Here is a 25,230-nt window from a genome sequence, read left to right as displayed (position 1 = left end):
CGTCACCTCTGCGCCGTCTGTTGCGTGGGATAGCCGCCGTTGACCACCGTCGCGACCTGTTTGCCGTTGCGCAGGACGAAGCGCGGCGCCAGCTGCTGGACGACGACGTAGGGGCCGCGCACCGCGTAGTTGACCATGCTCTCCGACCCGTCGCCGGCGACGGCGAAGATGGCCGGCGCGGCGCTCTGGGGCGGCCATTCGAAATAGGTCATCTCGCCGTCGTCGAAGATCCGCGACGGCGCGTTCTCCGGCGAGCCGGTGACCGTGTAGGCGGCGTTGGCCACCCGAGGCTCCGGCTCGCGCTGGGGGATGACCGCCGCTGTCGCCGGCGCGGGGTAGAGGAAGCGGACGGTGTAGGCCGGCGACGCCTTGGCGCCCTTGGCCGCGAGGCGCAGGTCGAACAGATAGCGGCGGGCGTCGGTGACCACCGTCATGTTGGTCGCGGTCCCGTCGATCGGCTTCAGGAAGACGATGTTGGCCCGCCGGTTGGGCGTAACCTGCCAGCCGAGGGAGTCGCCGATCGAGACGTTCTCGATCCGCTCGTCGGGCGCGAACTCAATCATCAGCTGGTAGCCGAGAGCGGCGCGGATCGGCGTCACCTTGTCCGGGTCGAAGTCGACGAGCTGCACCCGCCGGTCCAGGCCGGCCGCCTGGGGTCGCGGTTGCGCCGAGGCGGGGCCGGCGACGAGCGCCGCCAGGACCAGGAGGATCCCCAGGCGCTTCACGGCGCAGTTCCGGTCATGGCGGGCTGGACGACGCCGGGCGTCGGGGCGCCGACCGTCTCGGAGTCGCGGCGGTAGGCAGTGACCTGGAAGCCGAGCGGGTTCAGCAGCCGGTCCTCGTTGCGCATCGGCGCGCCGGTGTAGCGGAAGCCGACGACGGCGGCGTAGGCGCGGCGCTCGCCGGCGAGGTCGCCGTCGCGGCGTTCGGTCTCGAACCGCACCAGGGCGGAGTTGGAGGCGATCAGCGAGACGCTCTTGAGAGTCGTCTGAACGACGGTGGTGCGGCTGTAGAGGGCCGTTGGGCTCTGTGGGTTCTGCGGCTGCATGGCGTGGATGTACTGGCTGCGCGCAGGTCCCTGCGACCAGGCCGTCACCTTGCGATAGTTGGCCTGCAGGTCGTGGGCGTCGAAGGTCTCGCGCGCCAGGACGTACTGGGCGAGGAAGGCCTGGGTCACGGCGGCGTCCTGCGACAGGTCGCCCGCCTTCAGGGCATGGGCGGTCTCGATGTAGCCGGTCTGGCGGTCGACCAGGATGGTGTAGGGGACCACCGTCTTCAGCGGCGCCAGCGCGGCCAGGGCTGCAGCTTCCAGCGCCGCCACGCCGACCGCTACGCCGGCGATGATCCAGGCCAGGCGGCGTGAGGCGCGCAAGGCGCCGTGCACGTCCTGGGCCCAGGTCGCGGCCTGGGCGTAGTAGGCTTGGCGGTCGGCGGCCGCGGGCTTTTCGATCTTCATCGGTCTCTCCGCAGGCTGCTCGCCGACGCCGGCGGCTGGGCCGATCTGCGCCGGCTGACGCCCGCCTGGCGCGTGAACTCCGAGGCGCCCTGTGGGCTATAGTTTGAGACGCCGGCGGGCCGGCCATGACCGGCCTGCTCGAGCAGAAGGCGGCTGTCGCGGCGCTCCAGAGCCGCCGCGGCCGAGGCGACGGCGGCGATTCTGGGCGGCGGCTCGAAATCGGTCGGCGGCGCAGCGGCGCGCTCAACCCAGGCGGCGCCGGCCGCAGCCCCCGTTGCGCTGGTCGGTGCCGCCGAGGCGGAGCGTCCGAGCGGCAGCCTCAGGCTGAAGCCCACGACGCCGGACGTGGCGAGGCCGGCCAGCGTCACCATCGCCGTGGTCAGGGTGATCACCAGGACGGCTACGGCCGGCCCGGCCCCAGCATCCGCGCCGCCCTGGGCGCGCATCGCCGCCAGGTCTGCCAGGTGCGGCTGCACGAGCTGAAGCTGGAGAACCAGGGCCAGCAGGGCGAACAGAGGCGCCAGCGCCAGGCCGATCGCCGCGCGCAGCCAGCCGACGAAGATCCCGCGCGTGCTCTGGAACAGGAAGAAGCCGAGGAAAACCGGGCCGGCGACCAGCAGGGCGGCCAGGACGATCTTCAGGCCCAGCAGGACGCCGAGGGTCGAGACCAGCATCAGCACCGAGGAGAGGTTGAGGGCGGCGGCGCTGAACCCTGCGCCCCCCAGCCAGGGCGAGGCGCCGCCTGGCGTCTTCTGAGCGTAGACGTGGGCGGCGGCCTGCATCTCGTCGAAGGCCAGCTGGAGGCCCCCGCGCAGGGCTTCGATCGGCTTGCCCGCGGCCGATCCCATCAGGAGCTCCCCGGCGAGCTGCTCGGGGCCGTGGAACAGGGTCTCGAAGACCAGCCGATGGTAGAGCGGCCAGTTGGTGGCGAGCGCCAGGACGACGCCGATCTTGACCGCCGCCAGGGTGAGGTCGCCCACTCGCAGCGCGCCGAGTCCCAGCATCAGCCGCAGGCCCAGGAGCGCGACATAGATGGTCAGCACGGCCGTCAAAGCCGCGATGAGGTGCGACTCCGGCCCGGCCAGCGCCCCGTAGCCGGTCTGCACCAGGTCGGCGATGTGGCAGTCGGTCGAGCTCAGCAGCCCCTCGACCAGCCCGGTCTGGTTCGCCGCCGCGGCGCAGGCGTCGGCCATCACGCCCGCTCCAGCAGACGCGGCAGCCAGGCGTCGGGGCTGTCGCCGACACTCTGGAGGATCTCGTCGAGCAGGCGCACCGTCCGCTCGCGTCCCGACAGGATGGTGAGGAGTTCGGGTTCGCCGGCAAGGTTGAGCCGGGCGACGACGCTGTCAGTCCCGTGCTTGATCAGGAAACAGCGCGAGGTGTCCGGCAGCGAGCGCACCAGGCCGAACTCGTGCTCGGTCAGGCCGAAGCCCTCCATGTAGTCGCGCGCCTGGGCCTTGGGATTGGCCATGAAGATCTGGGTCGCGGCCTGTTCGACGATGGCCGAGGCGATGCGGCTCTCTAGCGCGTCCTGGGCGCTCTGAGTGGCGAAGCCGACGACCCCGTTGCGCTTGCGGATGGTCTTTTCCCAGTCCTTGATCCGGGCGACGAAGACGTCGTCGTCCAGCGCCTTCCAGCCCTCGTCGATGACGATCAGCGTCGGATGTCCGTCGAGGCGCTGCTCGACCCGATGGAACAGGTACATCATCGTGGGCGTGCGCAAGGACGGCTCATCCAGCACCTGGGTCATGTCGAACCCGAGGGTGCGGACGTCGAGGTCGAGCGCGTCCTCGGCGTTGTCGAACAGCCAGGCGAGATCGCCTTCGCCCCACCAGGGGCGCAGCCGGGCGGCGATGTCGGCGCCGTGCGGGCGGCGGTCGCCCCGGAACAGCTCGGCGAAGTAGCGCAGCCGGCGGAACTCGGGCAGCTGGGCGAAGTTGGCGTCCACCGCCTCCTTGATCCGCTCGACGTCCTCCTGCGGCAGCACCTCGCCAGGCTGGGTGACTAAGCGCCGGCTCCAGTCGACCAGGAAGGCGCGGTTGGCCGGGGTGTCGGCCAGTTGCAGCGGGTTGAAGCCTGTGGGCCGGCCGGGCCGGATGACGTCGTATCGCCCGCCGATCGCGCGCAGGAAGATCTCGGCCCCGCGGTCCTTGTCGAAGAAGACGATGCGCGGGTCGAACTTGCGGGCCTGGGCCAGCAGGAAGGCCAGCACCACCGTCTTGCCCGAGCCGGACGGACCGATGAGGGTGAAGTTGCCGAGGTCGTTCTTGTGGAAGTTGAAATAGTAGGGACCGGCCGAGGTGGTCTCGAGCAGGGTGACCGCCTGGCCCCAGTGGTTGTCCTCCGCCTGGCCCAGCGGGAAGTTGTGGCCTGAGGCCAGGCCCGCGAAGTTGGCGGTGGAGATCAGGGCGCGGCGGGCGATGTCCTTGAAGTTGCCCGGGAACTGCGCCCAGAAGGCGGCTTCGAGATTGACGTCCTCGCGCACCGCGATGACCCCCATGTCGGTGAAGGCGGCCTGGACCTCGGCGCAGGCCTCGTTCAGGGCGGCGAGCGACGACGCCCGGACCATCGCCGTCAGATGGTGTTCGCCGAAGGCGGCGCGGCCGGCGGCCACCTCGTCCTTGGCGGCTATCAGGCCCTGGCGCAGGGAGACCGCCTCGTCGTCGGCCGCGCGCATGCGGCGCAGCGCCAGGTTCATCCGGCCGAGGCTGGCCTGGCGGTCGACGAAGCCGAAGCTCTGGCTGATGGTCAGCTCGCAGGGCAGGCGCAGCAGGTCGTCGAGCATGCCGGCGGCGGTCTGCGGCGGGTAGTCCTTCACCGAGATCATGGCGGCGAAGGCGCGCGGCAGGGCGCCCGCGGCGGAGAGCTCCAGGGCCTCGGCGCCGAAGCTGACCCGGCGATAGGGCAGGTGCCGCCCGAGGTCGCACGCCGGCAGCAGCACGGGGCGAACCTCGCCGTTGAACAGGGTGGACAGAAACTCCAGCGGCTCGGAGCAGGGGCCGTGCGCCGTGTCGTAGACCTGGAGGGCGCGGGCTCCGTAGGGCGCAAGCGCCGCCGTCAGGGCGTCGCGCGCGGCCGCCAGTTCGCGCAGCTCGATGGCCTGGTCGGCCTGGGCGCGGGCGGCCGAGGCGCCGCCCAGACCGCGCATAAGGGTGTCAAGCACGCCCACCTTTCCCTGAAGCGGCCGGCGCACCAGGGTCAGATAGAGGTCGTTCACATAGAGCTTCTTGGCCGACAGCCGTCGGCGCCAGGCCGCGTCCAGCTCACGGCTGAAGGCGTCAGTGAACTCCGCCTCGAGCCGCGGGGCGACCTCGCGGCGGACGATGTGGTGATAGAGGGCGAAGCGGGAGCTGGCGATCGTGCGCAGGGCCGCGTCGCGCAACGCCTTGCGGTAGTTGATCTCGTCGTTGTCGACGGTCTCGAAACGGAGACCGTCCAGGCGGGTGAACTGCATCAGCAGCCCGTCGCGGGTCTCGATCGTCAGATCGTCCAGGTGACGGGCGTAGGGCAGGCGGTCGCCGGCGGCGGCCTCGCGTCGCGGATCGAGGTCTCGGGTCATGGCCGGTACGAATTGCAGCGCCACGCCCGCCAGTTCCGGACGCGGGGGTGGCGGGTGAGCCGGGTGATCCAGAGGTCGAAGATCCGCGGCTCCTTCAGGCAGGCCATATAGCCGATCACGTGGAGCAACAGGGCCGCCAGCAGCGCCCAGGGCGACTTGGTGATGAGGAAGATCTCGGTGGTGACCACCGCGTTCAGCACGAAATAGCCATAGGTGACGCCGGCGAACATCTGCGGCCGCGTCAGGGCTCCGAAGACCAGGTCCTGCTGGAGCTGGGCCACGGCTCAGAAGCCTGTCGCGGTCTGCCGGATGCCGGCGACGATCGCCGTGGCGCCGAACAGGATGAAGCAGCCCAGCACCACCGTCGCGGCGTGCCTCCAGTTCATGCGGCCGGTGAGAGTCATGAAGCCCACGGCCGCCACTGCGATCACCGCGGCGACGGTGGCCACGGTGCCCAGCAAGGTGCCCTGAAGCCACCCCAGAGCGCCGGAGATCGCGCCGGAGCCGGCGGGGTCGAGCGACTGCGCCTGCGCGACGCCGGCGAGCCCCATGGCGGGGAGGGCGACGACAAGTCGGATCACGGATTTTGCAATGCGCATGGCGAGCCCCCTTAGATCCGCCCGTTGCTGCCTCAATCGTGTGACGGTTTGATCCCGCTTCCTTCGAAGTTTTGTGACGATGCGCCGCGGCGGTCATTCCGTCGGCGATTGACCGTCTACGGAGTTGTCACGCTGTTGTTGTCGTGGCGTCACAAAAACTTGGAAATCAAAGGATAGGCATCCCCGGACCGCGCATTAGCGCAGGCATACTGTTTCCGGGGGCCACGTGAGCAGAAATAAAGATCTGAATCATTCCTATACGGATGGCATCCTGGACACGAATGTCTCGGAAAATGCTAGCCTTCAGGACATTGTAGACGCTCGCTATTCCCGGCGTAACCTGCTGAGGGGTGGATTTACCGCGACGGCGCTCGCGGTGTTCGGCGGCCTGCCGTTGGCGGCCTGCGGCGGCGGCGGCGACGATGCGCCAACGGTCACCGCCGGTCAGTCGGCGACCACCAGCTCCGGCAAGGCCGTGTCGCTGGCGGGCACGGCGACGGACGACGGGACGGTGTCGAGCGTCGCCTGGACGCAGATCTCCGGGCCCACGGTCGCCCTGAGCAACGCCAACACCACGACCGCCACCTTTGTCGCGCCCAGCGTCACCGCCGCGACCGCCTTCGCCTTCCGCTTCACGGCCACGGACAGCGGCGGCAAGACCAGCTTCGCCGAGACGACCATCACCGTGCAGCCGGCGCAGCTCGGCTTCACCGCCGTGGCCAAGAACCTCAACGACATCGTCACCGTGCCGGCCGGCTACACGGTCACGGTGCTCTATCGCCTGGGCGACCCGCTGACCGCGGCGACGCCGGCCTACGCCAACGACGGCACCGACACGGGCTTCTCGTCCCGCGCCGGCGACCACCATGACGGCATGGCCTATTTCGGCCTGGCCGCCAGCGGCGCGACCCGCGACGACAGTTCGAACACCCGCGCCGTCCTGGCGATGAACCACGAGAACATCACCCAGCGCTATCTGCACGCGAACGGCGCCACCACCACCGCTGGCGTTCGGCCCGAAGCCGAGGCGCTCAAGGAGATGGAGGCGCACGGCGTCAGCCTCGTGGAAGTCACCCGCGGCGCCTCGGGGTGGGGCTATGTGCAGAGCTCGACGCTCAATCGCCGGATCACCCCGCTCACCGTCATGACCTTCACTGGACCGGTCGCCGGTTCGGCGCTGCTGCAGACCGTCTATTCGCCGACGGGGACGCAAGGGCGCGGCACGATCAACAACTGCGCCGCCGGCGCCAGCGGCTGGGGCACCTATCTGACCTGCGAAGAGAACTGGGCGGGCTATTTCCGCCGCGCCGCCACCGACAATGCGGCGCGCACGGCCAAGGAGGTCACCGCGCTGACCCGCTACGGCGTCGCCCAGGGCGCCAACGGCAACTTCGGCTGGAGCACGGTGGTCCCGGCCGACGCCTCGAGCACCATCTACGCCCGCTGGAACGCCTCGGCGACGGGCGCCAGCGCGACGGCGGACTTCCGCAACGAGCCCAACCAGTACGGCTGGGTGGTCGAGATCGACCCCTACATTCCGAGCGCCGCGCCGCGCAAGCGCACCGCTCTGGGCCGCATGGGCCACGAGAACGCCCGCCTTTCGCTGCTGAAGCCGGGCGTGAAGCCCGCCGTCTACACGGGCGACGACTCGCGCAACGAGTACCTCTACAAATTCATCTCCGGCACGGCCTGGAGCGCGGCTGACGCCACCGCCACCGATCGTCTGGCGATCGGCGACAAATACCTCAATGCTGGCGTGCTCCACGTCGCCAAGTTCAACGCGGACGGCAGCGGCCAGTGGCTGCCGCTGGTCTTCGGCCAGAACGGGCTCACGGCCGCCAACGCCACCTACGCCTTCGCCGACCAGGCCGACGTGCTGGTGAACACGCGCCTCGCGGCGGACGTTGTGGGCGCCACCAAGATGGACCGACCCGAGTGGGTCGCGGTGAACCCGGTGAATGGCGAGGTCTATCTGACCCTCACCAACACCAACTCTGCGTCCCGCCCGATCACCGCCACCGACGCCGCCAACCCGCGCTTCTATAACGACCCGAAGGGCGCCAGCGCGACCGCCCAACTCGGCAACCCCAACGGCCACATCATCCGCCTGCGGGAGACCGGCGACACCACCGAGGCGACCAGCTTCACCTGGGACATCTACGCCTTCGGCGCCGGCGCCGACCTCAACGCGGCCAACATCAACATCTCGGGCCTGGACGCGACTAACGACTTCTCAAGCCCGGACGGGCTATATTTCTCGCGCGCGACCAACCCCGCCGGCCTGGTCTCGCCGCTGCTGTGGATCCAGACGGACGACGGCGCCTATACCGACGTGACCAACTGCATGATGCTGGCGGCCATGCCGGGGACGGTGGGCGACGGCTCGACGAAGACCATCACCAACACCAGCGGGACGACGACCGCGACCCAGGCCACGCGAGTCGGCAAGGCGCCTGGGGCCACGCTCCGTCGCTTCCTGGTCGGACCGAAGGAGTGCGAAATCACCGGCATCGACACGACGCCGGACGGCCGCACCGTCTTCGTCAACATCCAGCATCCCGGCGAAGACACCTCCACCGGCTTCCCGAACACCTTCCCGAGCAACTGGCCGGCCAGCCAGACCAACGCTTCGGCGGTGTCGCGGCCGCGTTCGTCCACGATCGTCATCACCAAGGACGACGGCGGCGTTGTCGGCCTCTAGGCTTAGATCTCCGCAACGACAGGGGAGGCCCGCTTCGGCGGGCCTCTTTTGCGTTCAGCGGGGTGTCTGGCCGAGGCGTGTGAGGATGGCGCTGACGTAGCGCTGGGTCTCGGCGAAGGGCGGCACGCCGCGGTAGCGGTCGACGGCGGCGGGACCGGCGTTGTAGGCGGCGAGGCTGAGCCGCAGGTCTCCGTCGTAGCGGCGGAGCAGTTGGGCCAGATAGGCCGCGCCGCCCGAGATGTTCTGGGCCAGATCGAGGGGGTCGACGCTCAGCTCGCGCGCGGTGGCCGGCATCAGCTGCATCACGCCCAAGGCCCCTTTGGGGGAGACGGCGCGATGCTGCAGGCGCGATTCCTGCCAGGCGACCGCCTCCACCAGCTCGCGACTGACGGCGTATCGATCCGCCGCCTGGGCGATGGCGGATCGGATGGCGCCTACATCGTCGGACCTCGGAGACGGCCGGGCCCGCGGCGCGACGACAGCGGTCGCGCCGACGTCGGTGTAGACCATGGCGCCTCGATAGGCGGTCACGGATCCGTCGTCGGCGATCGCCAGCACGTCGGCGCGGGCGGGCGTCGCCATCGCGCAGAGCCCTGCAAGCGAAGCGCTTATCGCCACCGCCGATCGCCACTGCGGACGCATGTTTCGCCCTCCACCCTAGTGGGCGGGACCTGGCGCACGGCTGTGACGCTATGATGAAGGCGCCGTCAGCGCAGCCGAGATGGAGCCTGGAGCGACCAACTTCGTCCACCTTTCCGGGGCGGATCAGCAAGCGAACTTGGGGATTGTTCGTGCGTTTCCCTGGCGCGAGGTGGACCATGCACGATCACAGCACTGAAGGCTCGGACAGGCCTCTCGACGAACGTCCCGCCGAGGAACGCAGCGGAACGCCGCTGCGCGGTCCGGCGATCGTTCCAGGTGCGGGGCTGCTGAACGTGACGCGCGAGACATCCGACGAAGACCACGGCGCGGGGGCTGATATGGGACCGTACGGGCCTGACGGCGCTGGCGCCGCCGAGAACCGGGACGACTAGATCTGTGCGGTCGCGGAAGACCCTAGACCACGCTTTCAAATCGCCGAGGCTACCGGCGCTCGTAACTTGATCCCGCCAGCCACAGGGTCGAAGCGCCGCCTTCCGCGCTCGTCATGGCCGTCAGGCCTTCGGTCCGGCCGTCGTCGTACCGCAGGACAAGGACCCACCCCTTGACCTGGTAGCGGCCGCTCCGGGTCTTGCTGGAACGGCTGGCGACGCCGCCGGCGTTGGTCCCGGCGTTCGTGTTGAGCGCAAACCCGCCGTCGTTGGAGAGAGTGAGGGTGCGCGAAGCCGCCACCATGGGACCGCCCGCGCCGCCAAAGCCCGACAGGCGCTCATAGGTTCCGCTCGTGCGCCATCCGTCGCCAAGCGGCTTGGCTTGCACCCTGAACGTGACCGGCCGCCATTTCTCCGCCCACTTGACCTGCAGGCCATCCCCGGCCTGCCTCCACGCGCCCATGGCCTCGGGCCGCCGCCGCCGCAGGTCTGAAAGGTCGAGGGATGCGAGGTCCTCGTCGAGGCAGCGACACGCCACGCCGCCGCTCAACAGCATGACCGGGCGAACCTGCATCGCCGCACCGCCAAAGCCCGCGGTCACGCTCATGTCGAAGACGATGCGGTCGACGATGACGCCGCCGCCTGCTGCTTGTGACCTTGTCGTTGGCGCAGGCGGCGGCGCGGGGACGGCGGCGGCCCGGCCGGCGCCGGCGAAGCGCAGCCCGCGGCCGTCCACTGTGAGCTCGTTGGCGGCCCGGCCGACGAAGCTGGCCAGATAGGTCTCGCTGACGGCGCGCAGCTGTCTTTCGGCCGCTACGTCCGGCCGCTGCTTCAAGGCGCTCCTGGTGACGGCGATGTAGGTTCCGAGGATCGCCAGCCGTTCATAGGTTTCCCGCTGCCGGTCCGGGCTGATTTTCCGAAAGCCGGGCGAGATCATCGTTCGCAGCTGCCGGTGCAGGATCCGGAAGTCCGCATCCGAAACATCCCGGTCCTGATCGGCCATGTATCCGGCGGCGATCAGCGCAGCGGCGGCGCCGGCCACGTCGCCTTCCGCAATTCCCAGCCTTGCCTCCAGCTGATGGTAGCCGGCCAGGAGTTCGGTGAAGAGCTGCTGCGCCTTGGGACGCTCCGCGGCTGGATAGGCCGCCGCCAAGCTCGCAGCGCCGCCTCCCTTGCGGCCGGAAGCCAGGGCCGCGCTCGCCGGCGGGAGGAGGGCCGCTCGCCCGACGAGGTCCGCAAGGTCGCCGCCGAAGACCAGAAGACGGTCGCGCTCGAGAGCCGCTCGCGCGGCATGGGTCCCGCCCGCAGCGGCTGCCAGATCCGGCCTTGGAGGCGTCGTCCGGGCGTGTCCCGTCAGGGGCGTCAGAGCTGTGGCGGCGCTCAGGAGCAGAACGGCCGGCCACCTGCGCATCACCGCCGCGCCACCGGGGTCCGTCGCATCTCTTCGATCGCGGATTGACCACATGCTCAAGTCCCCCGGAGGGTCCATCTCTACGGAGCGGCGCATTGCGCCGACGCCAGTGCCGCCTGCGCCACAACTCAAGGTCGATCTTTTGGTCGAAATGACGTCCGTCGCCATGGGAAGGCCCGCCGGGCGAGCTGACACGCCTCCGGGTCGTGCGCCGGCCGGCGAAGGTCCGGTTTCCGGACGGACGCGAATGTCTGCAAATTGGCGGCGCGCGGACCTGGCCGGTTCATTCGAGCCAGTCGCCGCAGCCGACGTTCGGGACGACCGGGGAGGGGGCCGCTGCTCTCGCTAACCTCCGAAGATCCATCCCGCGGGCAGGCTGCTCAGGGTGACCCCGCTCAGCACAGTTGCGCTGCCGTCAGCGAAGGTGATGACCGTGTCGGCGCCCGATTGCTTCAGGCTGTAGGTCGAGCCCCCGTCGACCGCTACCCTGTCTCCCGCGGCGGCATTGAACTCTGTGATGCGGTCCATGCCGCCGCCGTTGAAGGCGCGGAAAATGTCTGCGCCGGCGTCGCCAGTCAGGGTGTCGTCGCCGAGGTCGCCGGTGATCCAGTCGTTCCCGACCCCGCCCGCCAGCATGTCGTCGCCCTGGCCGCCCCGGACAGAATCATCGCCCGGGCCGCCGTCGCAGGTGTCGGCGCCGAGATTGCCGTTCAGAATGTCCGCGCCGTCATCGCCGTAGAGCAGATCGGCATCTTTGCCGCCTAAAACCCAATCGTCGCCGCTCCCACCGCGGACGGTGTCGCGCCCCACATTGCCGTTCAGGTCGTCAAAAGCGCCGCCGCCATCAAGGCGGTCGTCGCCGGCGTCTCCACGGAGGCGGTCGAACCCTCCGCCGCCTTCCACGGTGTCATTCCCGTCGCCGGCGAGCACGCCCCCAGTCACGGCGCCCGAGACGCTCGTGTAGTTGTCATCGCCAGCCCCTAAATCGACGCGCCCGTCGATCCAGCCGTTGTTGGCCAAGCGGTCGGAATAGTCGCCTAGGCTGACGTTCCCAATTATCCGTCCACCGGCGCCGTTCGTGAGGTAGGTCACGCCCGCGCCGTAAGGGTTTTCGTAGACCGCGTCCTTGGCCACGATGAGGCCGGTGTTCGTGACTTGGGCGCCGTCGCCGCCGGGCAGGAGCTCCACGCCGCGGGGCCGCATATTTGGCAGGGTCGATTCAGCCCTGATCTCCCCCGTGTTGATCACGGTCCCGCCGCGGAGCAATTGCACGGCGGTTGCTTCGAAACTGTGATCCGACGTGGAGCTGAAGGCTGCGACGTAGCCCGAGTTCTCCACGCGCGCGGAATTGCCGAAAATGATTGCGTTGGTTTCGCCGTCGCTGCGGGCGACGATCTCGCCCGAGTTTCGGATCTGCGGGTCAACTCCATCCCAGCTCTGGAACGCCAGCGCATAGCGGTGGCCCTCGACCACCAGCCTGCCGGCGTTCAGCAGATCAGGCCCCCAGCTGAACGCCCAATATCCTCGGGCCTCTCCGTTGGGCGCCCTGGCGATGAGATCTCCGTGGTTCTCCCAGGTTGTCGCGGACCAGAATGAACTCGAGTAGTCGACCCAAAGGAGGATTACCTCGGCGTTCGGGTCATCGCTCACGTATTCAACGGAGCCGTAGTTCCGGAAGACTGGATCCGCCCCACCTTCCGGGCGGATCATCTGAAAGGCCATGTTGCCCTGGCCCTCAGGGAAAACACCAAACCGCCACACAGGACGCACGACTTCCCCTGAAAGAACGGTGACGTCGCTTGTGTATCGGGTCATGGCCCCTCCCACCCGACCACACCCTTAGGTGGTTTTATTGTCAAGCCGGTGGGGTCGGTCCTGGTCAGGTCATCGGAATATCGGGCCGATATGTCTCGGCGGATGTGCAATATGGGACGCTCGTAGCCCTCGCGGCCGGCTTGCGACCGTCGTGCCTCCGGAAGGGTGCGAAGGTCCGCAATCGGCGCATCTCGCCTGATGAGCGAGTTCGAGCGGCGCAGCGGCCGCTCGGAGCGTCAGGCGGGGGGAGCGGATCTCTCGGCCGTCCTCATTTGGGCAGCGGGACCAAATCGAACTGTAGATAGCTCAGGACCTGGCGCCGGATCCGCCATTTGCCGTCGGCGCACTTCACATATTGCTCGCGGTAGTGCCCGTAGCCGGTGTGCCCGAGGTCGCCCATCGCCTCAATGCGATCCTCGCCCCAGGCCACCCGATCGTTCATGGCCCAGATCACGTCGGCGCTCTGGCCGTCGGCGGCGAAGGTGATTTCGGGGTTGTGGACCTGGTGCGCGGTCTTGGCCGTCTCGACCGAGCGCCGGATGGTCCGGATCGCCTCGTCGCGACCCTCGACCTTATAGCCGCCGGCCGGGCTGGTATCGAGCACGAGGTCTTCGGTGAAGACGTCCGCGTAGCCCTCCCAATCCTTTGTGTCGAGGCAGCGGCAATACCTCGCCTTGGTCTCGCAGATCGCCACCCAGTCGGCGAAGTTTGCGGTCATATCCCATTCTCCTTCTGTTGCTACGCGGGCCGGAAGTAGGCGGCCGTCGCGGCGAAGGCCGAGACGTCCAGGCCCGCCTCGGCGGCGCTGGCCATCGCCGTGGCGACGTCCTTCTCGAGGTACGGACGCGTCGCCGCGAGCACCGCCGCCGGCGGGGCGGGCTTCTGGAACAGCCGCATCGCGAAGCTTGCGCCGCTGCAGGCCTGCAGCACCTCGGTGACCACCGAGGGCTCGAACCCCTCGCTCTCCGCCAGCCGGCGCAGCTCCGCGGCGTTCATCATATTGGTGGCGAACAGGAGGTTGTTCAGCAGCTTGAGCCGCTGGCCGTGCCCGAGCGGACCCACGTGGTGGATCTGCCCCGCATAGGCCTCCAGCGCGGGTCTGGCGCGGCCGAAGGCGTCGCCGTCGCCGCCGACCATCACCGTCAGCTCGCCGCGTGCGACCTCGCCCGGGCCGCCGCTGAAGGTCGCGTCCACGACGCTCACGCCGTGCGGCGCGCGCTCGCCGATCTCGCGCGCCAGGGCCGGCGAGCCCGTCGTGTGTATGACCACCACGGCGCCGGCGGGAACGGCCGCGAGGGCGCCCTGGTCGAATAGGACATCGCGCACCTGGGCGTCGTTGAACAGGCAGACCACCAGCAGATCGCGGCCGCCGGCGACCCGCGCGTAGTCGAGCGAAGTTTCGGCCCCCGCCGCCTCGACGTCCGCTAGGCCGGCGCCGCGGGCATAGGCCGTCAGGTCGTGGCCCGCGGCCAGCAGGCGCCTGGCCATCTGCGCGCCGATGGCGCCCAGCCCGATCCAACCGATCTTCATTCCGTCACGTCCCCATAGCCTCAGGCTTGTTCATCGACGCCGGTCTCCAGCAGGAGCCGTGTCAGCCGGTGCTCCTTGATCAGCCAGCGGCCGTCGCGCTTCTCGTAGACCTGGCGGTAGTGGCCGTATCCCCGCATCCAATGCCGCTTGCCGTCGCGCATCCGCGAGAGGACGTCGTTGAGCGGCCAGACGCCGGTCGCGCTCTCCGACGACAGGATCTCAATCTCCGGGGCGTGGACCTGGTGGGCCGTCGTCACGTCGTGAAGCGCTGCGGCGACGCGCTCGGCGATGATTTGAGCGCCGATGATCTTGTCGTCAGGCGCTTCGGGGCGAACGAAGGAATAGGACACCGCGTCGGGCGTGTAACAGGCAGCGAAGCCCTCCCAGTCCTTCTCGTCGAGGCAACGGACTCGCCGCGCCATCAGAGCGCGGATCTCTTCCAGCGCGATAAGCTTCTCGACAGGGTCCATGTGTCCTCTAGAGGTCAGGCGCGCTGCGCGCGGTCGACGGCGGCGATGAGATCGTCGCACCGCGCCACCAGTTCGTCCCGGTAGGCGCCGTGGCTAACGATGAACCGCTCGTTGGCGGCCAGCTCGGCGAGGAGATTTCGCGTGGCGTGCTCCGGCGTGGCGACATGCTCGGCGGTGTCGACCTTGCGGCTCGCCATCATCACGTCGATGTCCTCGCGCGCCAGAACCGAAGGCCCAAGCTCGGCCGGCCGCGCCAGCCGGCTGCTTTCCAGGTGGCGCGACCGCATGCCGGCCGGGAAGAACACCGAGACGCCGATGTCTTCGGGCGCGAGCTCCATCCGCAGCGTCTCGCCATAGCCCATGACAGCGTACTTGCTGGCGATGTAGGCGGCCATGCGCACGCCCGGCACCAGCACCGAGGACGAAGCGGTGACGACGACCCGCCGCACGCCTTCGCTTTTCCGCAGCAGCGGCAGGAAGGCGCGCACCGTGTGCACGACGCCCAGAACGTTCACGTCCAGCACCCAGCGCCAGTCGTTCTCGGTCAGCTTGTCGATCGCGCCGAACTGCTGGACCCCGACATTGGCGCAAAGGACGTTGCAGCCGCCGAACTCTTCGCGCACCGCCGCGACCGCCTGCTCCAGGGCCGCCGGATCCGCGACGTCGACGCGCATGGCGATCGCCCGTCCGCCTCGGTCGCGGACCGCCTGCGCCTGCTGTTCGGCGCGCTCACCGTCGATGTCCAAGGCGACGATCGACATGCCTGCCTCGGCGAAGCGATCCGCCATCGCGGCTCCGAGGCCCGATCCGGCCCCCGTCACGACGGCGGTTCCAGTCCAGAAGTGGTCGGAAGAGGACATGGCGGGTTCGCTTGTGCTGATTGGGGCGACGCTCTGGAGCGAGCTGAGCCCCGCATCTGATCTGCGACGCCATGCGATCGCAACGACTTCGAACCGCAGGATGTCGCCGGATTATCGAGATCTGGCCGCCGTCTTCATGTTCGAAGCTTGCCGAGGCGGGAGCCTGACTGCGCGCGGTACTCGCGCGGGGTCAGGCCCGTCGATCGGCGGAAGGCGTAGGTGAAACTCGCCGGCGAACTGAAGCCGAGACCGCGCGCGACCGCTTTGACGCTGTCCGGGCCTTGCAGCTTGCGCTTCGCCAATTCCGCGCGCCGCTGGGCGATGTAGTCCCCGACGGTGCATCCCCGGCTGGCGCGGAACGCCCGGAGAAGCTGGCGGACGCTCAGGTTGCAGAGCTCGGCCAGCTCCGAAAGCGACGGAGATCGCCCGTCTTCCGCCAGCCGCTCGTCGATCCGGCGCAGCCGCCATGGCGCAAGCCCCGCGCCGCCCTGCGCCCCGCGGCCCTCAACGCAGAACCGGCCGACTTCGAGTGCAAGCTGCGCCGTCACCATTTCGATCATGCTGTCATGCGCCAGGCCCGGCCGGCGCAGCTCCTCGACGATGCGCCGCATCAGCGGTCGGAACCTGGACGTCCCGGCGCTCAGGCTGGCCCGACGATGGCCGTCCGACCACACCACCTCCTCGCCCAGCCATTTCGAAACCTGGTCGGCCCGCAGTTCGCAGACCAGGGAGCTGGTGATGCTGGGGACGCACTTCACCTGCAGCGCCTGGTGCGGGGCCAGCAGATAGACGCCGCCAAAAGGCTCGAACTCGTTGGAACCCCAGTGATCGCGGTAGCGCGCCAGCGCTCCCGACGGACGCGGCGTCAGGCACATGTCGAGGCGGTAGACGTGCTCGTTCAGCAGGAGGCGTTCATCGGGTTCCGAGATCTCGAACCGGGCGACCTGCGTCCTCGCGAACGGCAGGGTGCGCTCCCGTTCGATCTCGACGTGTCCGCGCAGCGGTGTTCGCACGCCAACCATTCCTGCCCTTGCGACTTATTATGGCGGACGTGAGCAGTTCGCCTGAGACCATCGATAGGCGCTCGCGCGCCGCAAGCGCAAGGCCGCCGCCATGCGATCGCCGCCGGAGGCGAACCCGTGCGGGCCGCTTGCGGCGGGGCGCAGGGTCACGGCAGGCTTCAGCGTAAGAGCACGGCCGTTACGCGGTTCACGGGGCGGAAGCCCTGGTCGGCGCCGCCTTGCGGGGCTTCGTAGCAGAGGCGGCTGGCGAGGCGCGTGACGAGTGCGATGCCAAGACCGCCCTCCGGCGCGCTGGCAAGGTCGGTGAGCGGGGCGGGCGCCGCTCGGGCCAGGGGATCGAAGGGAAGGCCGTCGTCTTCGACGACCAGGGTCAGCGCCTGCGCGTCCACGGCGGCGCAGATCCGGACCTGCTGGCGCGAGCCTTGGACGAAACCATGCCGGATGACATTGGACGCCAGCTCCTCGAAGATGACCTCGAACCGATTTTGCAGGCGGGGGCCGAGCTGCGCGCCTTCGCCGAAGGCCTGCAGGTTCGGCAGGGCCGCCGCGATCTCCTCGATGTCGTTGTCGAGCGTCAGGACCAGGCGGTCGGGGGCGAGCTGGACGTCGCGCACCAGGCGTGGCGCGCGCCTAGAGCATGCAGCCAGGCGCAATCGCCCGACCGCTCACGCGTGCTCTGAAACAGGGAGATAGCGCCTCGTCTGGTCGCAACACGGTCTCCACCTGGCGGAAAGCGCTCTAGCCCCGGATCAAGGCGAGGGCGGCGCTTTCGTCCGCCACGACGGGAATGATCTCTCCCAGTCCCATCACCTCGATGATCTCAGCCACCTCGGGCGTGGCTCCGAACAGGACCATGCGACCGCCACGCGCCGCCAGGACGCGGCCGGTGCTGATGAACATGCGCACCGCGAGGGACGCGAGGAAGGATACGGCCGTCAGATCGACGATCACCGGCTTGGCGGCGGCGCCGACCTGGGCGCTGAACGGCATTTCGATCCGGCCGACCCCAGCGGTGTCGAGGCGGCCGTCGAGTGCGATCCGCACGACGTCGTCGAGATTTTGATTGTCAATCTGCATGGCGAGCCCCTTAGACGAGCTGGACTATGACAAGAGAGAAGTCGTCGTCAAGTTCGGTCGTTCGAGATTTCGCCGTCACAGCCTGGAATATCCGTTGGGCTTCGCCAGAGATGTCGCCCGGATCTGTTAGAAAGTCTGTCACAAAACTGTCAATATTCCCTATCTCGCCACTGGGGCCGACGGTCTCGAAGACCCCGTCGCTGAACAGATAGATCAAGGCGCCCGGGGCGACCGTGACGCTTTCTGATCTGTACTGGCGCGCGGGAATGGCGCCGATAATCGGGTTCCGGGCCTGAAGCGGCGTCGCCTGGTCGCCCCACGGGGGGGAAAGGTAGGCCGGATGGTGGCCGGCGGCGGCGTAGGTCAGCTGACGGGTGGTCGCCTCATACACGCCGTACCAGATGGTGAAATACATGTCGGCGTGCTGTTCCATCGGGAACAGGCTGTTGAGCGCGGCGAGAACCGAGCCCGGATCGGCCATGTCTGCGCCAGGGAGCATGCGCTGGCGCAGGACGTTCATCACGCTGACGGCGTGCAGGGCGGCGCCGGCCCCATGTCCCGACACGTCGATCACGTAGAAGGCGAAACGGTCCGCATCGAGGAAGGTGTAGCCGAAGGCGTCGCCGCCGAGCTGGGTGCTGGGGACGTAGCACCAGTCGGTCCGGATCGGCCCCTGGGCCAGCGGCGGGGGAAGCAGGGCCTTCACATAGGCGGTCGCGGCGGCGACCTCGCGGTCCATCTCCGAGGACTTGCGAAGCTGGCGTTCCGTGAGCAGCTCGTGCTTGAGGATCCGCGTTCCGATCCGCAGCACCGCGCCGACCGGCAGGGCGACGGAGCCGGTGACCCGAACTTCGTCGACGAAGGTGCCGTTGGTCGATCCGAGGTCGGTGACGACCAGCCCGCTCGAATTTCGCGTCAGGCGGCAGTGTGCGCGCGATACGTCGGCTTCCGGCAGAATCAGGTCGGCCGGCGCCAGGCGCCCAATGATCAAGCCCGCGTCCGGAACGTTGACGCGCCGTCCGGCGTCCGCCCCGCTCAGATGCTCAAGGCAGTGGGCCCGGGCGCGATCCGACAGGTCGGCGTTGGCCGGCAGGGCGTAAAACGTCGTCCGTTCAGCGACCACGCGCGCGCCTCCTTACATACAATCGGCAGTTTACAACCTTGCGCGGTATACCATCCCGACGCAAGTTCCGGACGCACACCCCTGGATCGTCTGGATGAGCCTGACGAACATCTACAACGCGGGCGCTTGATCAAGCATTGAAGCGCGGCAATTTCCGGCGCCTGACGGCTCACCGCCGTCCTGAAATGGCGCTGAAGAAGCTGGATCCGGCGTTGGTCGCGTCGAACGGGTGCATGCCCAGGTTCTCGGAAAGGTGGATGCAGCACAGTTTCCCGCGCACCGAGTTTCCGACCTCGTCCAGGCGCGGCGAGAAGACGCCCACGCCCAGCTGGCGATTGACCACGCCCATGATGCCGCCGCCGACACCGCTCTTGGCGGGGAGCCCCACGCGGGTCGCCCAGTCGCCGGCGCCGTCGTACATGCCGCAGCCGAACATCACCGAAAGGGTGTCCCGCACGGCCTCCAGCCCGAAGACCGGATCGCGGGTCACCGGATGGGCGCCGAGATTGCTGAGCGTCGCGCCCATCATGGCCAGGTCTTCGGCGGTCACCAGGACGGAGCACTGACGGAAATAGAGGTCGAGCACCTCGTCGACCGAAGCGTGGAAGACGCCGGCGGCGCGCAACAGATGACCGATCGCGCGATTGCGGTGGCCCTCCTGCCGCTCGGACTCGAACACCTTCTCGTCGACGTCGAGAGCTCGCCCAGCCGCGCGCGAGAACGTATCGAGGATCGCCTCGAACGCATTGGGGCCCAGAACCTCCCGGAGCCGGCCGGCCACGGCGATGGCGCCGGTGTTGACCATCGGATTGAACGGCCGGTTGGTGCGCGGATCCAGGGTGATGGCGTTGAACGGGTCGCTGCTCGGTTGCACGCCCACCAGACTGTAGATGCCCTCGCGTCCGATCAGGTCGAGCAGCATCGGGAAGGTATACACCTTCGAGATCGACTGGATGGTGAAGGGGTAGGAGGCGTCGCCCACGGCGACCGTGCGTCCGTCGTGCAGGGTGACGGCGATGCCGAACAGGTCCGCCGGCGTTTTCGTGAGCTCCGGAATATAGTCCGCGACCTCTCCCTCCCGCAGGTCGCCATAGTGCTCATGCTGCCAACGCAGGAGCGACTCGATTTCCGCTATCACGGGATCGTTCATCGCGGCGGCCTCGACATCCTGCGGGATCTGGATCGCCTCACCTGCTCGTAGCAATCGCGCGCCCCCGACCCCTAAGACAGAAAGCCCCTTTCTGTCACATTGAGGCTTCAGGTCGCTGCCCGGCCCAGGCAAGGCGAGAGATGCCTCACCGTTGACAGGTCGCGCCGTTCGCGCGGAGCTGCCCAATAATCGGGCGGAGCGTGGCCGCGAAGCGCGTTGAGGCGGCGCCGCTCGGGGTTGCGGGGGGGTCCTGCCCAAACTGCGTCCATTCGCCGGCGACGCTGCGGTCGTGAGTGCGGCTCAGCCCTTGCCCTGCTGAACCGTCCGATACCAGACCATATCCGTCTTCCAGCCGCCCTGGGCCGCGGCGCTGCGGAAGCTCTCGGGCCAGTCCGCGCCGCGTGCGGCAGGGTCGCCTTCAATCAGCGCAGGATCGACGGGCGCCTTGCCGGTGATCAGAAGCAGGCCCGACCAGCCAGTATGGTCGGTGTTGACCACCAGGCGGTAGGCGCCGCCGCCGAGCTCGGAAATCGTGCCCGCGGCGACCGCAGCGTCGAAATCGGCGCGGCTCTTGATCAGGACGGTCATCTTGCCGCTGGGCTCCAACCCCACCAGAGCCACCTCTTGCGAGCGATCGGGCGGGCGCATGTTGATCACCGCGCGCGCCTCCAGCTTTCCGTCGTCGGACTGGCGGGTGATCTCGAACTTGCGCTGCGGGATGCTGATGCCGTCGGTTGTCGCCGCGCGCAGCGGGCGGAAGACGTCGAGCGGTGCGCAAAGCGCCTCGCCGACCGGCGCCACCTCGTCGAGGTTGAGGTCGGCGAGGGTGGTTCCCGCTCGGCCGGTCGCCCCGGTGATCGCGTTCTGCGCGGCGCCGGGCCGCCCGGCGACGCCCTTCAGCCGCACCGCCGCCCCAGCCGGGCTCGCCTGCACATCTCCCACGTCCAACCAGCTGCAGCCCACGGTCGGCAGGGTTTCTTCGACGCTTCGCCGCAGGCTCGCGGTCATTTCCGAGGCGACCGCGGCGGGCTTGGGTCGGTTGGTCATCAGGAAGACGGCGCCGCCGCCCGCGAGCAGGACCGCTGCGGCCGCGCCGAGGATCAGCGGCGTCCGGTTCGCCTTGGGCTTGGCGGCGGGCAGCGTCGGTTCGAACGTCGCCGGCGGCGCGGCGAGGGGACGATCGCCGTCGAGGGCGGCGATCACCGCCTCCATGGACCGCAAGCGCCGAGCCGGGTCGGCCGCCAGCATGCCGGCGAGAACCGGCCGCAGCTCCGGCGGGGCGACCGACAGGTCGGGACCCGCGCGGCGCTTGTCGATCGCCTCGACCAGGGTGGTCCCCATGTCGACGTCGCGGCCTTGCGCGGCGGCGAGGATCACCAGACCGAGGGTGTAGACGTCCGTCCACGGACCGACCTGCCGATCAAAGGCGCCGAACTGCTCGGGGGCGACATAGCCGAGCTTCCCGGCGAAGCCGTCGCCGACGATGGTGCCCTTCGACGGGTCCATGTCCTTGGCGATGCCGAAGTCGATGATCTTGGCATGCTCGATCCGCCCGTCCGGCAGCAGCACATTGTCGGGCGACATGTCCCGGTGCACCGCGCCCAGAGCATGGGCGGCGCCCAGGCCCTTGGCCAGTCGCCGCGTCAGGAGCTTCAGCTGGACGGGCGTCGGCTGCAGGGTCGGCAGGAGTTCGGACAGCGTGGCGCCCTCGATGAACTCCGTGACGATGTAGAAGATTCCAAGCGCCGGCTCCTGCGCCAGCACCCGATATTGCACGACCGCCGGATGGTGCAGCCGGGTGAGGGTGCGCGCCTCCTTGAAGAACATCGCCTGGACATTGCGATCGGCGGCGAGGGCGGGAAGCATGACCTTGATGGCCACGCGTTCCTCCGTGTTGACGTTGAAGCCTTCGTACACCTCCCCCATGCCGCCGCGGGCAAGGAAGCGTTTCACCTCGTAGATGTTGTTGAGCACGCTTCCCGGAGCGACTTGCGGGCGCGGAGCTGGAGCGGCGTCCGGCGGCGCCGGCCACTGACCGGAGGCGGGCATAGGCGCCGCCGTCCATTGGGTCGCGCCCGGCCGCCCCCCCTGGGCGGGTCCGGCGGGCTCCTCGGGGGCCGGCAGGAAGACCGTCCGCTCGGAACCGCCAGGTGCGTCCGGATCGCCGCTCATCGCGCTCTCCCCTGACCCGATCGGCGGCTCATGCGAGCGCCAGCGAGGTGGTCGCCTCGCAATGTACGATGACGACGCTCACATTGTCCGGCGCGCCTCGCTCGAGGCAGACCGCCACCATCTGTTCGGCTGCGACCGCCGGCAGCTTGCCCTTCATCATGGCGGCGATTTCCGGATCCCCGACCACCCGCGTGAGCCCGTCGCTGCACAAAAGGAAGGCATCTCCGGCGCGGGCCTCGTCCGCCACCATTTCGAGGTCCAGCTGCGCCTGGGCGCCCACCGCGCGCGAGAGCACGTGGGCCATGGGGTGGGTTGCGGCCTCCTGGGGGGCGAGGCGGCCCGTCGCCACCAGGTGCTGCACATGCGAGTGGTCCGTGGTGAGCTGGCGGATCACGCCATCGCGCAGCAGGTAGCAGCGGCTGTCCCCGGCCCACAGCACCACAAAGCGCGGGCCGTGCAGCAGCAGGGCGGCCACGGTCGAGCCCATGGGCCTGCCGACCGTCTGAGCCTGGGCCCAGATCCGGCTGTTGGCCGCGTGCAAGGCGTCGGAGGCGGCGCGCGCCCGGGTCTCCTCGTCGCCGTCGCCGCTCGCCTGCTCCAACGCGGCGACGACCGTCTGCGAAGCCCACTGCCCGTTGGCGTGTCCGCCCATGCCGTCGGCGACCGCCCACAGGCCCTCGCGGGGGCGGGCGAGGACGGAGTCTTCGTTGACCTCGCGCACCTTGCCCTGGTGGCAGCGAGCGGCGTCGTGGATTCGCAGGTCCTTCTGACCCATGGCCACCCTCCTGTGGGTTCGCGGCCGCAGCACCAGCAGCCCGCCGACGATGAGGCTCAAGACGAGGGTGAGCGCAAGGCTCCCGGTCAGCCCGTCCGGGCCGCCGCTCCAGACGGCGCGTCCCACGAGATCAAGATCCACCAGCGCTCCGAACGGCCCCAAGCCCGGATTGGGGTCGAGACCGAGGCCGCAAGCCTCGATCCAGTTCCAGCCGGCGTGCGCGCCGAAGGCCGCCCAGAGCCCGCCGCTGCGCAGCGCCAGGAGGCCGAACATGAGGCCGGCGAGCATCAGGTTGAGGATCGCCAACTGCCCGTGCGGGGCGCCGGCGAGGTGCAGGAGGCCGAAGCTCGCCGCCACCGTCACCAAGCCGATCCAGGGGCCGAAGCGCGCGCAGAGCACCGGCTGCATCCAGCCGCGGAACAACACCTCCTCCGCCCCGGCCTGATAGCCGAAGACGAGCAGGCCGAGCGCCACGCCGACGGCGCTGGTCGTTCCGCCGTCGATCGCTCCCCCGCCGGCGCGGACCACGCCCGCGCCGGCGGCCAAGCCGACGGCGATGGCGAATCCACCGAGTGCGAGCAGGAGGCCGGCGGCCCCCGCGAGCACGGCATGGCGTTCGGCGCGCCAAACCACGCGTCCCTCGGCGAGGCCGCCCAGGCCGGCCGTGACCCACAGCGGCAGGAAGACCACAAGGTACAGGGCCGCGACGCCGAGCATCACGCCGATGGCGCCGGGCATGTGGGCGGAAACGGCGGCCGGTATTTCCGGGCCTAGTCCTCGGGCAAGCGCCCCAATGGCGACCGCGCTCGACACGCCGACCAGCAGGACAAGCCACGGCGGCGCGGCGCGGCGCCCGCTGCGCACGCCAACGATCCAGGGATTGTCGAAGGCCAGCCGCTGCAGCGACGCCTCGGCGCGTGCGCTCATGGCGGTCTCCCGCGCCTTGCGATCAGTTGATACGCAGCCCCTCCACGCGCCGGTTCGTCGGCGAGTTCGGATGGCGGGGATCGGCCTGACGGGTCGAGCCGTAACCCTTCGCCTCCAGCCGGGCTTCATCGACGCCTTCGGCCACCAGGAACGCCTTCACGGCCTGGGCGCGGGCGTTTGAAAGGACCTGGTTTCGGCTCACGGAGCCGCTGGCGTCGGTGTGGCCGCCGATCGCAAAGCGGTGACCGGAGAGCTCCGGCGTCTTCAAGGCGGCGGCGAAGGCGCGGGCGTTGGATCGGGCCTGAGGGGTCAGATCAGCGGAACCGAGGCGGAAGCCGATCAGCAGGTCCCCCGGCTTCGCGCGCGCCATCAAGGGCGCGCTCGCAGCGTAGACGCCGTGGCTCGCCCGCGCCGGGCCCGTCCGCTTCGAGGCGCCCGCCTTCGGAGCCCCAGGCGTCGCCAGGCTGAAGCCGCGGGTGCGCACGACGGGGTCGCAGCTGCCGTCCTCCGCGGCGACGGTTCCGGGCGCACAGCTCGCCGCCGCCGCGCCGCTGTAGGCCTTGACCACGTCTTCCGGCCTGTACTGCGCCGGCGGATCGGCCGCGTGCGCCGCGCCTGCCGAAATCACCAGGGCCAGCCCGGCCAGCCTCACCCAGGTCTTCATCGATCTGCGCCCCGTTAACCAGCCCGCCCGCAAGCTATGCCTAGGCCGCAACGGCGGCAACCCGCCTCTGTCCTAAGGGGGCGAGGTCGGGAAGGGGGGTGAAACGCATCGGAACGCGTTGCTTCAATATAGGCCTTCGATGTGGCGAGGTTGATTAAGGTTATATCCAGTTAATCAAGTCGGTTCGGCCTCTATCAAAGTTTCCGCGGAATAGTCACGGTCTGATGGAGCCTGAGGGGCCGTCGACATGGTTCGCGGAAATCGATCGGTTCTGGCGGCGATTGCGCTGCTGTCGATCAGTGCAGGTCTGACCTCAACCGCATGGGCGGCCGACGGCGGCCAGAGCATGGGCGCTTCGCCGTCCGAGCGCCTGGGCCTCGCGGACTGGCGCGGACAGGCTTTCGACGGCCGAACCACAGCCAATGGCGACCGGTTCGACATGTACCAGCTCACGGCGGCCAGCGCCGACCTGCCGCTGAACAGCTATGCGGCCGTCACCAACATGGCGACGGGCGAAAGCGTGGTGGTGCGGATCAACGACCGACTGCCGACCACGGCTGGTCCGGCGATCACCCTCTCGTTTGCGGCGGCCCATCGTCTTGGGGTGGATGCGCCAGGGGCGGCTCCGGTGAGGATCAGCACCCTCGGCGCGCCGCCGTCGCTGGTGAAGCCTGCGAGACGCGTTACCTCCGTGGCGATGAATCCGGCGAGCGGCGGCTGGTTCGCGGGCCTGCGTCTGGCCCGATTGAGCGACGAACTCTCCGGCGACGTGCTCGATGAAGCGCGGCAGGAGGGGGCGCGCGCGTTTCTTCGCGGCCGCGGTCGGCGCCAGCCGCTGATGGTCACTTGGGCCGAGGACACGCCTGTTCCGCTGCCCGGTCTTTAGGG

At 69.2% G+C, this 25,230-nt stretch carries 24 protein-coding genes; 3 read left to right on the top strand and 21 right to left on the bottom strand.

Annotated elements, in window-relative coordinates:
• Positions 1–2 precede the first annotated feature (2 nt).
• The 6 genes from ACSQ2B_RS05765 to ACSQ2B_RS05740 are packed head-to-tail and all read right to left on the bottom strand — an operon-like array spanning position 3 to position 5,614.
• Positions 3–725, bottom strand: coding sequence for a TrbG/VirB9 family P-type conjugative transfer protein (locus ACSQ2B_RS05765; RefSeq protein WP_436048123.1), 723 nt, complete (start codon positions 723–725; stop codon positions 3–5).
• Positions 722–1,456: a virB8 family protein gene (locus ACSQ2B_RS05760; RefSeq protein WP_436048121.1), complete on the bottom strand. Its 735-nt coding sequence runs from the start codon at positions 1,454–1,456 to the stop codon at positions 722–724. Before ACSQ2B_RS05760 ends, ACSQ2B_RS05765 begins: the two co-directional genes overlap by 4 nt.
• A complete protein-coding gene (locus ACSQ2B_RS05755; RefSeq protein ID WP_436048120.1) occupies positions 1,453–2,649 on the bottom strand; it encodes a type IV secretion system protein in 1,197 nt (398 codons plus the stop codon). The genes ACSQ2B_RS05760 and ACSQ2B_RS05755 overlap by 4 nt, the downstream gene beginning before the upstream one ends.
• Entirely contained in the window at positions 2,649–5,015 is a 2,367-nt protein-coding gene (locus ACSQ2B_RS05750) for a VirB4 family type IV secretion/conjugal transfer ATPase (RefSeq protein WP_436049596.1), read from the bottom strand. The genes ACSQ2B_RS05755 and ACSQ2B_RS05750 overlap by 1 nt, the downstream gene beginning before the upstream one ends.
• On the bottom strand, positions 5,012–5,296 hold the full coding sequence (locus ACSQ2B_RS05745; protein WP_436048119.1) for a type IV secretion system protein VirB3: 285 nt from the start codon (positions 5,294–5,296) through the stop codon (positions 5,012–5,014). Before ACSQ2B_RS05745 ends, ACSQ2B_RS05750 begins: the two co-directional genes overlap by 4 nt.
• A gap of 3 nt (positions 5,297–5,299) precedes the next feature.
• A complete protein-coding gene (locus tag ACSQ2B_RS05740) occupies positions 5,300–5,614 on the bottom strand; it encodes a TrbC/VirB2 family protein (RefSeq protein ID WP_436048117.1) in 315 nt (104 codons plus the stop codon).
• 226 nt (positions 5,615–5,840) lie between these two features.
• Here ACSQ2B_RS05740 and ACSQ2B_RS05735 point away from each other — a divergent pair, with 226 nt between their 5' ends.
• A complete protein-coding gene (locus ACSQ2B_RS05735; RefSeq protein WP_436048116.1) occupies positions 5,841–8,315 on the top strand; it encodes an alkaline phosphatase PhoX in 2,475 nt (824 codons plus the stop codon).
• Between the two features lie 54 nt (positions 8,316–8,369).
• On the opposite strand, the gene ACSQ2B_RS05730 is transcribed toward ACSQ2B_RS05735, so the two are convergent.
• Positions 8,370–8,957: a lytic transglycosylase domain-containing protein gene (locus tag ACSQ2B_RS05730; protein WP_436048114.1), complete on the bottom strand. Its 588-nt coding sequence runs from the start codon at positions 8,955–8,957 to the stop codon at positions 8,370–8,372.
• 176 nt (positions 8,958–9,133) lie between these two features.
• On the opposite strand from ACSQ2B_RS05730, the gene ACSQ2B_RS05725 reads away from it, so the two are divergent.
• The gene (locus ACSQ2B_RS05725; RefSeq protein ID WP_436048112.1) at positions 9,134–9,349 is read left to right on the top strand and encodes a hypothetical protein; all 216 of its coding nucleotides are present in this window, start codon (positions 9,134–9,136) and stop codon (positions 9,347–9,349) included.
• Positions 9,350–9,398: 49 nt separating this feature from the next.
• Here the strand turns inward: ACSQ2B_RS05725 and ACSQ2B_RS05720 are convergent, their stop codons facing one another.
• From ACSQ2B_RS05720 to ACSQ2B_RS05655, 14 genes are all read right to left on the bottom strand, one after another.
• On the bottom strand, positions 9,399–10,757 hold the full coding sequence (locus ACSQ2B_RS05720) for a DUF6683 family protein (protein WP_436048111.1): 1,359 nt from the start codon (positions 10,755–10,757) through the stop codon (positions 9,399–9,401).
• 345 nt (positions 10,758–11,102) lie between these two features.
• On the bottom strand, positions 11,103–12,572 hold the full coding sequence (locus tag ACSQ2B_RS05715; RefSeq protein WP_436048109.1) for a calcium-binding protein: 1,470 nt from the start codon (positions 12,570–12,572) through the stop codon (positions 11,103–11,105).
• A 268-nt stretch (positions 12,573–12,840) separates the two neighbouring features.
• Positions 12,841–13,290 (bottom strand): nuclear transport factor 2 family protein, encoded by a 450-nt coding sequence (locus ACSQ2B_RS05710; RefSeq protein ID WP_436048107.1) that lies wholly within the window; start codon positions 13,288–13,290, stop codon positions 12,841–12,843.
• A 20-nt stretch (positions 13,291–13,310) separates the two neighbouring features.
• Positions 13,311–14,102 carry an NAD(P)-dependent oxidoreductase gene (locus tag ACSQ2B_RS05705; protein ID WP_436048105.1) on the bottom strand — a complete coding sequence of 264 codons (792 nt, stop codon included), beginning with the start codon at positions 14,100–14,102 and terminating at the stop codon, positions 13,311–13,313.
• 20 nt (positions 14,103–14,122) lie between these two features.
• Positions 14,123–14,572, bottom strand: a complete 450-nt coding sequence (locus tag ACSQ2B_RS05700) for a nuclear transport factor 2 family protein (protein ID WP_436048103.1) — start codon at positions 14,570–14,572, stop codon at positions 14,123–14,125.
• 14 nt (positions 14,573–14,586) lie between these two features.
• The gene (locus ACSQ2B_RS05695; RefSeq protein WP_436048101.1) at positions 14,587–15,432 is read right to left on the bottom strand and encodes an SDR family NAD(P)-dependent oxidoreductase; all 846 of its coding nucleotides are present in this window, start codon (positions 15,430–15,432) and stop codon (positions 14,587–14,589) included.
• A 134-nt stretch (positions 15,433–15,566) separates the two neighbouring features.
• Positions 15,567–16,445 carry a helix-turn-helix domain-containing protein gene (locus ACSQ2B_RS05690; protein WP_436048099.1) on the bottom strand — a complete coding sequence of 293 codons (879 nt, stop codon included), beginning with the start codon at positions 16,443–16,445 and terminating at the stop codon, positions 15,567–15,569.
• A 167-nt stretch (positions 16,446–16,612) separates the two neighbouring features.
• Entirely contained in the window at positions 16,613–17,068 is a 456-nt protein-coding gene (locus tag ACSQ2B_RS05685) for an ATP-binding protein (protein ID WP_436048098.1), read from the bottom strand.
• Positions 17,069–17,192: 124 nt separating this feature from the next.
• Positions 17,193–17,531: an STAS domain-containing protein gene (locus ACSQ2B_RS05680; RefSeq protein WP_436048096.1), complete on the bottom strand. Its 339-nt coding sequence runs from the start codon at positions 17,529–17,531 to the stop codon at positions 17,193–17,195.
• A 10-nt stretch (positions 17,532–17,541) separates the two neighbouring features.
• Entirely contained in the window at positions 17,542–18,654 is a 1,113-nt protein-coding gene (locus tag ACSQ2B_RS05675) for a PP2C family protein-serine/threonine phosphatase (protein ID WP_436048094.1), read from the bottom strand.
• A 169-nt stretch (positions 18,655–18,823) separates the two neighbouring features.
• Positions 18,824–19,858 carry a glutaminase A gene (gene glsA, locus ACSQ2B_RS05670; RefSeq protein ID WP_436048092.1) on the bottom strand — a complete coding sequence of 345 codons (1,035 nt, stop codon included), beginning with the start codon at positions 19,856–19,858 and terminating at the stop codon, positions 18,824–18,826.
• A 246-nt stretch (positions 19,859–20,104) separates the two neighbouring features.
• A complete protein-coding gene (locus ACSQ2B_RS05665; RefSeq protein ID WP_436048091.1) occupies positions 20,105–21,976 on the bottom strand; it encodes a serine/threonine-protein kinase in 1,872 nt (623 codons plus the stop codon).
• Positions 21,977–22,004: 28 nt separating this feature from the next.
• Positions 22,005–23,678 (bottom strand): CPBP family glutamic-type intramembrane protease, encoded by a 1,674-nt coding sequence (locus ACSQ2B_RS05660; protein ID WP_436048090.1) that lies wholly within the window; start codon positions 23,676–23,678, stop codon positions 22,005–22,007.
• 22 nt (positions 23,679–23,700) lie between these two features.
• A complete protein-coding gene (locus ACSQ2B_RS05655) occupies positions 23,701–24,342 on the bottom strand; it encodes an OmpA family protein (RefSeq protein WP_436048089.1) in 642 nt (213 codons plus the stop codon).
• Between the two features lie 247 nt (positions 24,343–24,589).
• Here ACSQ2B_RS05655 and ACSQ2B_RS05650 point away from each other — a divergent pair, with 247 nt between their 5' ends.
• The gene (locus ACSQ2B_RS05650; RefSeq protein ID WP_436048088.1) at positions 24,590–25,228 is read left to right on the top strand and encodes a septal ring lytic transglycosylase RlpA family protein; all 639 of its coding nucleotides are present in this window, start codon (positions 24,590–24,592) and stop codon (positions 25,226–25,228) included.
• Positions 25,229–25,230: the final 2 nt, after the last annotated feature.

The sequence above is a fragment of the Phenylobacterium sp. LjRoot225 genome, from assembly GCF_964252855.1.
In the GTDB taxonomy this organism is placed as follows: Bacteria; Pseudomonadota; Alphaproteobacteria; order Caulobacterales; family Caulobacteraceae; genus Phenylobacterium.
This window is presented reverse-complemented; position numbering and strand designations above follow the sequence as displayed.

Excerpts from the sequence above, each read along its gene's own strand:
- ACSQ2B_RS05760 (WP_436048121.1), bottom strand. The coding sequence starts at position 1,456 with ATGAAGATCGAAAAGCCCGCGGCCGCCGACCGCCAAGCCTACTACGCC.
- ACSQ2B_RS05755 (WP_436048120.1), bottom strand. The coding sequence starts at position 2,649 with ATGGCCGACGCCTGCGCCGCGGCGGCGAACCAGACCGGGCTGGTCGAG.
- ACSQ2B_RS05750 (WP_436049596.1), bottom strand. The coding sequence starts at position 5,015 with ATGACCCGAGACCTCGATCCGCGACGCGAGGCCGCCGCCGGCGACCGC.
- ACSQ2B_RS05740 (WP_436048117.1), bottom strand. The coding sequence starts at position 5,614 with ATGCGCATTGCAAAATCCGTGATCCGACTTGTCGTCGCCCTCCCCGCC.
- ACSQ2B_RS05730 (WP_436048114.1), bottom strand. The coding sequence starts at position 8,957 with ATGCGTCCGCAGTGGCGATCGGCGGTGGCGATAAGCGCTTCGCTTGCA.
- ACSQ2B_RS05725 (WP_436048112.1), top strand. The coding sequence starts at position 9,134 with ATGCACGATCACAGCACTGAAGGCTCGGACAGGCCTCTCGACGAACGT.
- ACSQ2B_RS05720 (WP_436048111.1), bottom strand. The coding sequence starts at position 10,757 with ATGCGCAGGTGGCCGGCCGTTCTGCTCCTGAGCGCCGCCACAGCTCTG.
- ACSQ2B_RS05715 (WP_436048109.1), bottom strand. The coding sequence starts at position 12,572 with ATGACCCGATACACAAGCGACGTCACCGTTCTTTCAGGGGAAGTCGTG.
- ACSQ2B_RS05710 (WP_436048107.1), bottom strand. The coding sequence starts at position 13,290 with ATGACCGCAAACTTCGCCGACTGGGTGGCGATCTGCGAGACCAAGGCG.
- ACSQ2B_RS05705 (WP_436048105.1), bottom strand. The coding sequence starts at position 14,102 with ATGAAGATCGGTTGGATCGGGCTGGGCGCCATCGGCGCGCAGATGGCC.
- ACSQ2B_RS05700 (WP_436048103.1), bottom strand. The coding sequence starts at position 14,572 with ATGGACCCTGTCGAGAAGCTTATCGCGCTGGAAGAGATCCGCGCTCTG.
- ACSQ2B_RS05695 (WP_436048101.1), bottom strand. The coding sequence starts at position 15,432 with ATGTCCTCTTCCGACCACTTCTGGACTGGAACCGCCGTCGTGACGGGG.
- ACSQ2B_RS05680 (WP_436048096.1), bottom strand. The coding sequence starts at position 17,531 with ATGCAGATTGACAATCAAAATCTCGACGACGTCGTGCGGATCGCACTC.
- ACSQ2B_RS05665 (WP_436048091.1), bottom strand. The coding sequence starts at position 21,976 with ATGAGCGGCGATCCGGACGCACCTGGCGGTTCCGAGCGGACGGTCTTC.
- ACSQ2B_RS05660 (WP_436048090.1), bottom strand. The coding sequence starts at position 23,678 with ATGAGCGCACGCGCCGAGGCGTCGCTGCAGCGGCTGGCCTTCGACAAT.
- ACSQ2B_RS05655 (WP_436048089.1), bottom strand. The coding sequence starts at position 24,342 with ATGAAGACCTGGGTGAGGCTGGCCGGGCTGGCCCTGGTGATTTCGGCA.
- ACSQ2B_RS05650 (WP_436048088.1), top strand. The coding sequence starts at position 24,590 with ATGGTTCGCGGAAATCGATCGGTTCTGGCGGCGATTGCGCTGCTGTCG.